At 59.4% G+C, this 13,138-nt stretch carries 8 protein-coding genes; 7 read left to right on the top strand and 1 reads right to left on the bottom strand.

What is annotated here, in order from left to right; translation table 11 throughout:
* Nucleotides 1–57: 57 nt before the first annotated feature.
* From TL5118_RS18350 to TL5118_RS18330, 5 genes are all read left to right on the top strand, one after another.
* Complete coding sequence (locus TL5118_RS18350; RefSeq protein WP_082626337.1) at nucleotides 58–1,527, top strand: HlyD family secretion protein; 1,470 nt, start codon at nucleotides 58–60, stop codon at nucleotides 1,525–1,527.
* On the top strand, nucleotides 1,527–3,116 hold the full coding sequence (locus tag TL5118_RS18345; protein WP_058244295.1) for a glycosyltransferase: 1,590 nt from the start codon (nucleotides 1,527–1,529) through the stop codon (nucleotides 3,114–3,116). The genes TL5118_RS18350 and TL5118_RS18345 overlap by 1 nt, the downstream gene beginning before the upstream one ends.
* Nucleotides 3,117–3,248: 132 nt before the next feature.
* Complete coding sequence (locus TL5118_RS18340) at nucleotides 3,249–4,676, top strand: mannose-1-phosphate guanylyltransferase/mannose-6-phosphate isomerase (RefSeq protein ID WP_058244346.1); 1,428 nt, start codon at nucleotides 3,249–3,251, stop codon at nucleotides 4,674–4,676.
* A gap of 207 nt (nucleotides 4,677–4,883) precedes the next feature.
* Nucleotides 4,884–6,344, top strand: a complete 1,461-nt coding sequence (locus TL5118_RS18335; protein WP_242601813.1) for a nucleotide sugar dehydrogenase — start codon at nucleotides 4,884–4,886, stop codon at nucleotides 6,342–6,344.
* A gap of 118 nt (nucleotides 6,345–6,462) precedes the next feature.
* Entirely contained in the window at nucleotides 6,463–9,081 is a 2,619-nt protein-coding gene (locus TL5118_RS18330) for a calcium-binding protein (RefSeq protein ID WP_058244294.1), read from the top strand.
* 27 nt (nucleotides 9,082–9,108) lie between these two features.
* Here the strand turns inward: TL5118_RS18330 and TL5118_RS18325 are convergent, their stop codons facing one another.
* Nucleotides 9,109–9,720, bottom strand: a complete 612-nt coding sequence (locus TL5118_RS18325) for a response regulator transcription factor (protein ID WP_058244293.1) — start codon at nucleotides 9,718–9,720, stop codon at nucleotides 9,109–9,111.
* Nucleotides 9,721–9,994: 274 nt separating this feature from the next.
* On the opposite strand from TL5118_RS18325, the gene TL5118_RS18320 reads away from it, so the two are divergent.
* Both TL5118_RS18320 and TL5118_RS18315 read left to right on the top strand, forming a co-directional pair.
* Nucleotides 9,995–10,489, top strand: a complete 495-nt coding sequence (locus TL5118_RS18320; RefSeq protein ID WP_058244292.1) for a putative pterin-binding protein — start codon at nucleotides 9,995–9,997, stop codon at nucleotides 10,487–10,489.
* A gap of 147 nt (nucleotides 10,490–10,636) precedes the next feature.
* Nucleotides 10,637–13,126, top strand: coding sequence for a PAS domain-containing hybrid sensor histidine kinase/response regulator (locus TL5118_RS18315; RefSeq protein ID WP_131727460.1), 2,490 nt, complete (start codon nucleotides 10,637–10,639; stop codon nucleotides 13,124–13,126).
* The last annotated feature ends 12 nt before the right edge of the window (nucleotides 13,127–13,138 follow it).

Genomic DNA, 13,138 nt, shown 5'->3' with positions numbered 1-13,138 from the left:
TTATTTCGGTGCGAAGGGCTTAGGGTTTCCTTAGGTTTCCCGTTGCCGGAGGTTTCGATGAGGGTCGAACACCGATCTCCCCATGCGGATCTGGACTATATGGTCCGGGCACCGCTGCATTTTGAAACGCCCGAGGGCGTTCCGGTGGTGATCCGGGAGTGGTCACTGCAGGGTCTGAAATGGCCCGAAGACGCGCCAGAACGTCCCGAGGAGGGCTACCTTGCCGTGCCGTTTCAAGGGGTTGATGTGCGGTTTCCGGTCACCTTGGAACCAGCCCCGGACACTCGTGAAATCTTCTTCAAGGATCTGACAGGGCGTCAGCGCGAAGTGTTGGCGCTGTTTTACCGGGCGTTGTTGTCGGGGCGAATGGTCGCCTCAGGCGATGTGATCACCTCACTCGACACCCCGGTGGATCTGGTCCCAGTTGAAGAAACCGAGGCGGAGGCAGAGGCCAAGATCGGACAGCGCCGCAAGATCACCCAGGTGCTGCGCAGTGTGGTGCATGTGGTGATTTATGTCAGCCTGTTCATCGGGGTGATGATCACCATTGGCAGCAATATCTTTAATGCCATCAACCGGATCGATGTTCAGCACGGCCGTGTGGTTGCCCCCGTCGCCGCCTTGAGCGCCCTGCGTCCCGGCGTGGTCAGCGCCCTGCAGGCTGAGGCCGGGCAGGTTGTGGCCGCCGGCGATGTGCTGGCACTGATTGAAGACCCCGAAGTTGTGGCCCGTCTGAAGGCCAGCCGGGTGTCCTATGCGGCCACCAGTGACGCGATCAAACGGTTGGAAAAGGCGCTGAAACGTCTGGAAAAACTGGCCCGGGTCAAGGATGAGGCGCTGCGTCTGTTGGAGGTTGGCCTGATCTATGAGGCGCAGATCGGCCCCCGCGGTTACGATGCGCTTGTCGATCGCTGGAAGCAGCTGCGTCGGGATGAGCCCTATCTGGCCACCGGTCGTGACCCGCTGGAGGTCACCGCCCGCATGCTGCGCCAACGACTGGCCGAGGAAAACACCCTGCTGCGCCAACATCGCTCAACCCGCGATGGCTACAAGGCCCGCCTGCAAGCGGCCAAGATCATTGCGCCGCATGCGGGTGTGGTTCAGTCGGTGCTGGTCCAGCCTGGTCAATATGTCCTGTCGGGCCAGCCCGTGGTTGAGATGGAAGATGATGCGCCACGCCATGTGGTGGGCTGGGTGTCTGAACAATATGCCGAAGACCTCTACCCCGGCATGCCCGCTTGGGTGCGGGTCAACACGGCGGGAACGCGTCAGGAGGTCACCGGCCGCGTTAGCGATGTGCGCGCTGGCGATATTCCGAACCGTCCCGGTGAATATGGGATTGAGGTCACGGTGCAGCTGGATGGCTTCACCAATGCCCAGCTGCGTGACGCTCTGCGCGTCGGGGCGCCGGTGAACCTCAGCGCGGATCGGCAGATGTTTGCAGGGCTGCGCGGTTGGATGCAGGCGCGTGTTGACAGCCTGTGGTCCAGTGATGATGGCGCAACGCAAACCTCCGGGGGCACGTGATGTACAGCCCTGAGGATGAATATGGTTTTGACAAAGATTTGGCGGTGCGCCTGCGGGATTATGAAACGCCGCGCCTCAGTTACCTGCGCCGCTGGCGGTTGCCGCACATCTGCATTCTGCTGATCACTGTGCTTGCGCTGCAATGGATGATGTTCAACCTGCCAAACCGGTATTTCGATCCCGATGTGATGCATATTTCCCTGATCCTGGGCGGGCTGGGGATTTGGCGGTTTGGCTGGTGGTTCACCCATTCAGTGCGCGCCGCCTACTGGGGCAAACTGGTTTGGCCCGGCATGCGGGCCCGCGCCGATGCGCTGTGGCAGGAGGGCTGGCGGCCCAAGCGTCTGCATATCCAGATGACCACCTATTATGAGGAACCGTCGATCACTAAACGGGTGATCGGCTCCATCCTGGGGCAGGTGCGTCGCGAAAAGATCCCGACGACGATCTATATCGGCACCGGCAGCGCCTATGATGAAAACATCATCCGCGACTTTATCGAAACCTATGCACAGGACATCCCCGATGATCTGGCCAAGCTGGTGTTCCTACGGCAGAACCAGCCGGGCAAACGTATGGCCATTGGCATGATTCTGCGGGCCATGTGCCGCGAAGATGTTGACCCGGACGATCTGGTGATCTTCATGGATGGCGATGCGCTTTATGGCGGGGATGTCCTGCAGAAATGCCTGCCGATGTTCGCCGCCGATCCCGAACTGGGGGCGCTGACCACCGATGAAGAGGTGATCTGCTACGGTCCGGATTGGATCGCCCGCTGGCTGGACATGCGGTTTGCGCAGCGCCGGCTGGCCATGCAAAGCCACGCGCTGGCGGGCCGGGTGCTGACCCTGACCGGGCGGATGAGCGTGTTTCGCGCCCGCCATATTTTGACCCGCGCCTTTATCCGCAACATTGAGGCGGACCACCTCGATCACTGGCTGTGGGGGCGGTTCCGCTTCCTGTCTGGCGATGACAAATCCAGCTGGTATCGCCTGCTGAGCAATGGCGTGAAGATGACCTATGTGCCGGATACCACCGTCTACACAATTGAGGTGATCAAGGAAAACGGGCTGTCGCGGATGGTGCAGAACTTCCGCCGCTGGTCGGGCAACATGTTGCGCAACGGGGCGCGGGCAATTGCGCTGGGCCCACGCCGGATGCCGCTGTTTATCTGGTGGTGCATTGTGGATCAGCGCATTGCGATGTGGACCATGATGGTCAGTCCGGTGATGGCGGTCCTGGGCAACTTCATCGCGCCGGGCTATGTCTGGAACTGTTTGATCTGGGTGGTCTTTTCCCGGGTGACCCTGTCGATGTTCCTGTTTGGCTATTCACGCAAAGCGGACATGAGCTGGCCATTTATCCTCTACCTTAATCAGGTGATTAACGCCTCGGTGAAGATCTACATGATCTTTCATCTTTCCAAACAGAAATGGTCAAACCGGGGCAATCAATCTGCGGGGGAGGCGCGTAGCTTGAAGGATCGGTTGCGTAATGGGTTTGCGCTGTTTCAGCTCTGCACGGCCGTCTGCCTCTTTGTGACGGCCATCATGGTCTATGTCGATCTGATGCAGTTGCCAGGGCTTTGAAGCCATCACTGATATGCGATCAGCCTGACGCCTAACCTTTTGCACAGTCCACTGACCCTTCGCCCCCACATTTATTTCCCGTCTGCAGGCATCTTGGTCTGGCAACAACGACTGCAACAAATGAGGGTTATGATGATTATTCCTGTGATTATGGCCGGTGGTACCGGCACCCGGATGTGGCCTGCTTCGCGTAAGGCGTTGCCGAAACAATTTGCTCCGCTTCTGGGCGGTGACACGCTGTTCCAACAGACCGTGAAGCGCCTGAGCGACCCCCGCTTTGACCGCCCCTGTGTCATCAGCGCGGAAGACTGTCGTTTCATTGCGCGGGATCAGATGGGCGCTGCCGGGGCCAGCAATGTGCTGCATCTGGTGGAACCTGTGGCGCGCAACACCGCAGCCGCCGTTTTGACCGCAGCGCTGGCCCATCGCGATCAGCCCGAAGCGGTGCTGCTGATCAGCCCCAGCGACCATGTAATCTCGGATGAGGCAGGTTTCCACGCCGCTGTAGATCTGGGACGTGACGCCGCGGCTGAAGGTGAGGTTGTGTGTTTTGGTGTGTTTCCCACCCACCCCAGCAGCGCCTATGGCTACCTGCAGGTAGACCGGGGCAGTGATGCCAAGGTGCAGAAGGTCACTGAATTCATTGAAAAACCAGATGCGGCTGCCGCGACGGAACTGCTGGGCCGGGGCAACTCGCTCTGGAACGCGGGGATCTTCATGCTGCGGGTTGATGTGGCGTTGGAGTTGTTCAAAACCCATGCGTCGGATCTGCTGCCACCCTGTCATGGGGGCCTCAGCCTTGGGGGGGAAGATCTTGGCTTCCACCGGCTGAACCGCGATGCGTTCAAACGCTGCCGTGCCATCGCCTTTGACCGTGCGATCATGGAAAAGCTGCCAAGCTGCACCGTGGTGTCGCTGGATTGTGGCTGGGCTGATCTGGGCAGTTGGTCAGCCTTGCGCGACCATCAGGTCAAGAAACCCGGTGGCAATGCGTTGATTGGCGATGCCAGTGCGATTGACTGCCGCAACAGCCTGCTGAAAAGCACCAACAGCGATATGGCCATCGTCGGCCTTGGCCTGGACGGGATCGTGGCTGTGGCAACAGATGATGCGGTGCTGGTCGCCGATGCCAGCCGCAGCGAAGACGTGGGCAAAGCGATTGAGGTGCTGAACGCCCGGTCTGCCCCGCAGGCCGAGGAATTCCCCCGCTGCCACCGCCCCTGGGGATTTTATGAAACCCTGTCACTGGGCGCACGGTTCCAGGTCAAACGTATCGTTGTGCATCCCGGTCAGAAACTTTCGCTGCAAAGCCATGTGCACCGTGCCGAACATTGGGTCGTGGTCGAGGGATCGGCGCTGGTGACCGTCGGGGAAGAGACCAAATTGGTCAGCGAAAATGAAAGCACCTACATCCCGCTGGGCGCGGTGCATCGGCTGGAAAATCCCGGTAAATTGCCCCTGGCACTGATTGAGGTGCAATCGGGTTGTTACCTCGGCGAAGACGACATCACGCGCTATGAAGATATCTATGCGCGTGACCAAAACGAAGAGGTTGCCTGACGGTGGCATCCTGACCCTCTGTGTCCCGTCAGTCGGGCCCGCATGCTGCAGCTTGCGGGCCCATTTTTGCGTTTGGGTTTTCCCCTATTTTTATTGATATACAAAGGGTTAGTTTGGGTGAACCTCTGTCTGTTGTTCTGTCCTTTCTGGCGTCACCACCCCCTCCTTTCTGTGGCTAATCTCAAGGAAACTCATAGGAGGGTAGCTATGGAACTTTTGGATCTTGACCTGCGCAACGCCGATGTTGTCGACACCCCGCAACCGGTAATGAACCCCGATCTGGCCCCGGCGCTGCGCCCAGTTCTAAATCCGCAAAAGACCCCCGTCCTGAAGCCCGCGATCAGCGTGGTGGGACTGGGTTATGTTGGGGCTGTTTCGATGGCCTGCCTGTCCAGCCTGGGCCACCGCTGCATTGGTGTTGATGTCGATGCCCGCAAGGTGGAACAGATCGCGGCCGGCGAAAGCCCGATCCATGAAAAAGATCTGGGCGAAACCCTCTCCGAGGGCGTGGCCAACGGGCTGATTGAGGCAACCGATGATCTGGAACGCGCGGTTTGGGATACAGATGTGACCTTTGTCTCGGTTGGCACCCCGACAGCAGCGGATGGTGGCTGTGACTATCGCTACATTGAGGCCGCCGCCGAGGGCATGGCACGGGGTTTGCGCCGCAAACGCAGCTTCCACGTCTTTGTGATGCGCTGCTCCATCCCGCCGGGCACCACACTGTCGGTGATGGCACCGATCATTGAACGAATTTCGGGCCGCAAGGCGGGGCGTGACTTTGGTGTCTGTTTTAACCCTGAGTTCCTGCGTGAAGGTGTGGCCATCGCTGATTTCCACAATCCGCCCAAGACCGTGATCGGCACCACCGATCTGCGCAGCGCGGAAATCCTGCGCGACATCTATGCGCCGGTGGATGCGCAGCCGATCTTTACCAGCATTGAGGCGGCTGAGATGGTGAAATACGTCGATAATGTCTGGCATGCGACCAAGGTCTGCTTTGCCAATGAGGTTGGCCGCCTGTGTAAACCCTCGGGCGTTGATAGCCGCGAGGTGATGGATATCTTCGTTCAGGATCACAAGCTGAACCTTTCGGCCTATTACTTGAAACCGGGCTTTGCCTACGGCGGCTCCTGCCTGCCAAAAGAGGTGCGTGCGGTGCAGCACATGGCCAAGGAGGCCGGTGTCACCCTGCCCATGATCGGCAATCTGGAACGCTCGAACCGTGAACATATCGAAGAGGCGGTGCGTATGGTGCGGACCACCGGTGCCCGCCGGGTTGGGATCCTTGGGCTGGCGTTTAAGCCTGGCACGGATGACTTGCGCGAAAGCCCGATCCTGGAGGTTATGGCCGCGCTGCATGCCGAAGGTGTTGCCCTGCAGGTGCATGATGAGGCGATCACCAAGGACACCCCGCTGGAGGGTCAGCTCGCCTACGTACGCCACGGCTCCAAAGGCGGCGCAGAACTGGCGGCGAACCTGCCGGGGATGCTGAATGACGATCTGGATGAGGTTGTTGAGGGCGCTGAGGTCTTGGTGGTCTGCCATGCCTCTGAGGCCTATCGCAGCAAGATGCGCCGCAGCCATGCACGGGCCGTGATTGATCTGGTGGGGCTTTACAACAGCCCCTGCGAAACCCGCGCACCGCTGGAAGGCATTGGCTGGTGATCTGAGGCGCTGAGCCGGCTCAAGCTTGGGCTTCACCCCTCTGATGGCCGCATGACGGCCATCCACCTTCCCCCAACCGATTTTCCCCCAAGGGGACCCGTCACAAAGGAGAGTTTTTATGTCTAATCTACTGGACCAGTTGATCCAGGGCACCGGCCTGTCAGATGATCTGAACGCTGGGGCAGGGCAGGACACAATGGTGGGCCTGTCAGGCGATGACACCCTTGCCGGTGATAGTGGCAACGACCTAATTTATGGCGATTATGCTGAGGCAAACCTTTTGGGGGATGCCGGTGCCTCCCTTAGTTTTTCGGACTATGCGAGCCTTGGCGCCTGGCAGGTGACAACCCTGCCCAGCGGCCATCAGGAGATGAGTCAGACCGTCAGCACCGAAGCGCAGGGTGTTTATGAGCTGTCGCTGTCGCTGGCTGCGAACTTTGCCGGCGGGCATGTGGATGCCGGGGTTGAGGTGCTGGTCGATGGTGTCGTCGTCGCCAGCTATGACAGCCAGAGCGGTGCCTTTGCCGATCACAGTTTTACCTTCACCGCGACTGGCAGCAGTTCCGAAATTACACTGCGCACGCTGGAAGGCAGTGGCAGCGGACCGGTGATTGACACCAGCGGCGCGGTCTACACTACCGACACGCAGGTGACCATTGGTGGCCAGGAGATAACAGTGGCGGCCTTCGCGCCTGGTCAGGCCAACCTCTATCAGGTCTTTAACGGCACGCTGCATGTATTTGACACGGAAACCTCAACGTACCAGCAGGTGGGCGCGGATGGCACGGTGAACGTCAATGCCATTGGCTTCAACCAGGAGGACAGCCTGATCTATGGTGTTGCTGTTGGTACCGGTCAGGACGCGCTGGGCAACCAGGTCAGCCGCGACGATCTGGTGATGTTTGACGCCGAGGGCAACGTTTACCGTATCGGCGAGGGCCCGTTCCGCAGCTGGACCGGTGACTTTGACGATCAGGGCAACCTGTGGATTTTTAATTCGCGTCTGAACTTCCTCAGCAAAATTGATGTGGACACATTGGATGCCAATGGTAACCCGGTTGAAGAACGCATTGACCTGAACGACGCGCTCTTTGGGTTGAATGTCTATGACCTGTCTTTTGATGCCAACACGCAGAGCTTTTCGGGTGTGGCCCGCGGGTCGTATGAGGGCGCACCTGCAACGCTGGTCACGGTGGATGTATCCGGTGATACGCCGCAGATTTCGTCAATTCTTGTGACGCATACTCAGGTGGGCGATCAACTGCTGACCGGCACCCCGGCGATTACCTTTGGTGCCGCGATCTATGACACTGATGGCACGCTGTTTGTCGGCGGCAATTCAGGCGATCATGATATGAACAATGCCACTGGCGCTTCGGGCGGGATCTACCGGGTGGAGATTGATCAGGCCACCCAAACTGCCACGCTGGTTCTGGTGACAGATGCGCCGCGGTCCTACTCAAATGACGGTGCCGCAGACCCCAATGCGCTAAGTCCGTTTGTGGCGGTGGATTTGGAGGCCACAGTGCTGATCCGCGATCTGCAGCTGGTGGCCACGGCCGAAGGTGAGTTGAGCTACAATGATGACCTGCAGGGTGGCGGCGGTGCTGACACCATGGAGGGCGGCATTGGGGAGGACTTGCTGACCGGCGGGGCCATTGGCGACAGCCTGATGGGCGGTGAGGGCAATGACAGCTTGCACGGCGGCGCCGGGTTTGATGCGGTGGCCACCGGCCCGGCCTCAACCTATGACGCCGAGGGTGCGCGCTATGATCACCTAGGCAACCTCTTGCCGGAAAACGACGATTGGCTCAGCGGTGGGATTGGCGACGATCTGATTGCGGGATCGGCCGGCCATGACACGCTGCTGGGTGGCACTGGTGACGACACGTTGCAAGGCGGCACCGGCTTTGACCACCTGATGGGCGGTGAGGGCGCTGATGATCTGAACGGCGGCAGTGACCGTGACACGCTGGAGGGCGGCGCGGGGGCGGATACGCTGGACGGGCGCACCGGGGATGACCTGCTGAACGGCGGGGAGGGCAACGATCTGTTGCTGGGAAACTCGGGCGCTGACACGCTCTCCGGCGATGCCGGTGACGATGTCCTGCGCGGCGGCAGCCATGATGACCTGCTGATGGGCGGCGAAGGGGCCGACACGCTGGAAGGCAGCGGCGGCAGTGACGACCTGCGCGGCGATGATGGCGCAGATAGCCTGTCAGGTGGATCAGGTGCGGATGCGCTGGATGGTGGTTCCGGAAATGACACGCTTTACGGTGGCTCTGGGGATGACGATCTGACAGGAGGCGCGGGCCGCGACCGAATGAATGGTGGATCGGGGCACGATACCCTGTCAGGCGGCGAAGGGCGTGACACGTTGGCGGCCGGATCTGGGGATGATGTGCTTGACGGTGGTGCCGGACGCGACAGCCTGTTCCTGGGGGCCGGGGATGACATCGCCTATGGCGGTGACGGTGCGGACCGGTTCATCTTCCGCGATCGGGATCTGGACAACTCCACCGTTGAGATCCGCGATTATGACATCGATGAAGGGGACTATCTGGACCTGCGTCAGGTCAGCCTTGGCGACAGTGAAACCTGGTTCGCAGGCGCGGTCACCCAGGCGCTGGATGGGACGATCAGCATGGACCTTGGGGCCTGCACCGTTGAGCTGACGGGCACCGGTCTGGATCTGCTGACCCAATCCGATGCCCTTTATGACAGTCTGGTTTTCTGAGGAAGGGGAGGGATGCGGCGGTGGATGTCAGGCAAACCCTGCTTCTTTGGCAATCACCGCCGCATGCGTTCTGTTCCGGGCATCCAGTTTCTTGCAGAGAGTGCGCACATGCAGTTTGATCGTCACCTCCTGAAGACCCAGATCGCGGGCAATTTCCTTGTTGGAATGGCCCGCGCAAAGGCCGCTCAGCACTTCGGTTTCGCGCTGGCTCAACTGGTTGTCGAAAGGATCTTCGGCGGAATTCGCCGCCTGCATCACATCTGCAGGGATATACGTCTCACCAAGGGCCATGAAACGGATGGCGTTGACCATGCTTTTGGCCCCCATGGTTTTCGGCAGGAAACCCAGTGCCCCGGCATCAACAGCCTCTTGCGCAACCGAATTGGGCGCGGTGCCGCTGAGGATGGCAAAAGGTTGGTTGGGATAATCGGCAATCGCCTGTTTCAGGCCTTGCAGCCCGTTCATGCCAGGCATTTTGTAGTCCAACAGGACCAGGTCAAAGGGACCTTTGGCTTCGATGACCTGTATCGCTTCCTTCAGCGAGGCCGCAGGCAGAACCTGAATACGGCCTTCGGAATTCAAAAACACAGTCAGCGTGTCGCGCACCATTTCGTGATCGTCGGCAATCAAAATACGCATGTTGTAACCCTCTCATCGTAAATCGCCGGTGTAAAAACCGATACTAGCAAGAACCATGCCGCACTCATCCCACGGGAGAACAATAGCATGGTTTGAACAAATTTCCTTCCCTGACCTTGAGGCGAGCGCGAATTCCCGCCAGCCGGGCAAGAGGTCAGCCGATTTGGCGATGGTTGAGGCAAACTATCCCAAAGGTTAGTTGCCTATCCCACTGCACAGACACAGACGAATTCAAAAGCGTCACAGTAAGGGGGCAGCGCTAAGAGGTCCCCAAATGTTTTTCACAACTGTCTTCCGCCCCATCGCTGTGGCCGCCACTCTTGTTTTCACACTCGCCACGACCAGCTTGCCTGCTTTGGCTGAGCCAATTTTGACCGTAAAATCCACCGGCTCGGATCGTTCGATCGCGCTGGAACGCGCGGATCTGGATCAGCTCCCGCGGGAGGTGGTGCGCACCCGAACCATCTGGACCGAAGGTCTGGTGGAATTTGAGGGCGTGTCCCTGGCCACGCTCGTTGCCGAACTGGGGCTAACGGCAGAAGAGTTGAGCTTCGTAGCACTGAATGATTATGCGGTGACCATTCCCCTGTCAGACGCGGTGGAGGGCGGTCCCATTATTGCGGATCGGATGAACGGTGAACCGATGTCGGTGCGCGACAAAGGACCACTCTGGGTTATTTATCCTTTTGACAGCAATCCCGACTATCAGGCAGAAAAATACTACGCACGCAGCATCTGGCAGCTGCATCGTATTGAAGCTGCGCTGTAACGGGTCAGGTTGCGTGTTTTGAAACCGCTGAAGGGTGCCCTGTTTTGCCGGGCACCTTTTGCTGCAAGACCTTTGGATATCGACAACGCGAAAGTCAGTAACACCTTGTCAAAGAAGCCTCTTTTCCCCTTGAAACAGGTTAAGCTGATGTTTGCCGCATTGCTGGTTGCGATGTTTGTCCTGACGGGGATTTTGATGGCGGAGGTCTATGGCCGCCTGCGCGATCTGTCGACGGCCTCAACCGATAACCTGCAATGGAACATCGCGCAGCTTGAGGTGGAGTTGCTGCGGTTGGATGCGCAAATCTCAACCACCGCGCAGCAGGTGGAGGCAGAGGAGACAACACCCGCAGATGCCGCAGCCAGTCTGCGCACACGTTTTGATATTTTCTACAGCCGCATCGCCACCTATGAACATGGGCACCTCTATCAACCTTTGTGGCAGGGTGCAGAAAATGCCGCGATCCTGAAAGGGTTGCGTGACTACCTGCAATCCGGTGCCGTCTTGGTGGATACGCCTGACGCAGAGTTCCGTACCCATTTGGCGGAACTGGGGCAGCTGACAGCAGCCCAGAAAAAACCGGTTCGCGCGCTTTTGCTGAATGGTGTGGCGCAATTTGCCCAAACTTCAGACGAAGCGCGTGCAGCCCTGTCGCAGACGCTGACCCGATTGGCGCTGTCCTCGCTGCTGTTGATCGCTGTCCTGATGTCCTTGGCGCTGAAGTTGCTGCGTCTGTTGCGCCAGGGTCGGCGTGTGGCGGCGGAAAACGAAGAGGTGCGGGCCAGTTTGGAAACGATGGTGGCCTCCTCGCTCGACGCGATTCTGGTGGTCAACCGCAAGGGGCGGATCCTTGAGTTTAACGGCGCGGCGGAAACCGTGTTTGGCTACAGCCGCAAGGAGGTGCTGGGCAAAAACATGGCGCAGAAGATTATTCCACAACATCTGCGCGGTGCACATGTTGAGGGGATGAGGCGCTTTTTGGCGACCGGTGAGAAAAAGGTGATTGATGCCGGCCGGTTACGGCTGGAAGCGATGCGAAAATCTGGTGAGATCTTCCCGGTGGAATTGTCGATCACCGCCGCCGAGCTGGGCCGTCACACTGTCTTTGTCAGTTTTCTGCGCGATATCACCCATCAGGTGCAGGCTGAGGCTGATCTGGAACGCGCCCGGGATGAGGCCCGCGCGGGTGAGAAGGCGAAATCCGACCTGCTGACCGTGATGAGCCATGAAATGCGCACGCCGCTCAACGGTATTTTGGGCTCATTGGAGTTGCTCAAGCGCGATCCGCTGAGCGAACGCCAGCTGCGTAGCCTGCGGGCGGCGAAACTGTCGGGCGATCTGCTGCTGAGCCATGTGAATGATGTGCTGGATCTCTCCCGCTTTGAGGGCGTGCAGGAAGCGGCGGCAAACGTACCCTTTGATCTGCCCGAATTGGTGGAGGGTTTGATGACCGCGCAATCAGCCCCGGCCAAAGCCAGGGGCACCGCGCTGCGGGCGCAATACCTGACCGACGGTTTGACCCACGTGCTGGGTGATCCAGCGGCGCTGAACCGCTGTTTGGTCAATCTGGTGGGCAATGCGGTCAAGTTCACCCAGGATGGTGAAATCCTTGTGGAGATTGAGCGCCTGCAAGATGGCGCGACCGTTGAAATCCGCGTCAGCGACACCGGCAGCGGTATTCCCGAAGATAAGATCGACAGCATCTTTGATGAGTTTGTGACCGTTGACCCCAGTTTTGGCCGTGAAAGTGGCGGCACCGGGTTGGGTCTGGCGATCACCAAACGGCTGGTCACCCGGATGGGCGGGTCAATCATGGTCGACAGTATTGAGGGCGAAGGCAGCCTGTTTCAGATCACTTTGCCGCTGCCACAGGTTGAGGCACCGCTGCAAGCTGCAGAGGCTGAGGTTGAGGTTCTGGAAGACCTGCCACCCCGGCAGGTGCTGGTGGTTGAGGACAATGAGATCAACCGCGATATCCTGACCGATATGCTGACCGAACTTGGACAGGAGGTGGAAACCGCACCGGATGGTCCAACAGGCATTGAGGCGGCGCAGACCGAGTGGCAGCACATCATCCTGATGGATATTTCGATGCCCGGCATGGACGGGATCGAGGCGTTGTCACATATGCGTCGGGCGGGTGTTGAAAGCCCTGCTTTGGCGGTCACCGCCCATGCCTCGGCCAAAGATCACAAACGCATCCTTGCGGCAGGGTTCGCCGGCATCGTCACCAAACCGGTCAGCCTGGATCAATTGCACAAGGCGCTGTCTGCCTTGGCGGATGAGGGGGCTGGGGGGCCTGAGGGACGGGTGTTCGAGACCGATCACAGCCAGCTGGGGCGCCAGACACGGGACGATTTTGTGGATCGGATGGGGCAGGATAAGTTTGCTGCCCTCATCGGCAAATTCAGTAAGGATGCCAGCGCTTTGTTGACCTCCTTGCAGGGGGCAGAGGCCTTGTCCGCCGAGGCGGTGCAGGAGGCACATAACCTCGCCGGCATGGCCGGGTTGCTGGGGGAAGCGGATCTGCAGAGCGCGTTGAAAGCGATCGAGGATCTGCCCGCGGCGCAGCAGGCCAGTGAACTGCCGGATCTAGTTGACGCAGCCCGTCATCAACTGGAGGCGCTCAGCCCGTAAGCGCTCAACCCG

Origin of the sequence: Thalassovita autumnalis (assembly GCF_001458255.1) — a bacterium.
GTDB lineage: Bacteria > Pseudomonadota > Alphaproteobacteria > Rhodobacterales > Rhodobacteraceae > Thalassobius > Thalassobius autumnalis.
This window is presented reverse-complemented; position numbering and strand designations above follow the sequence as displayed.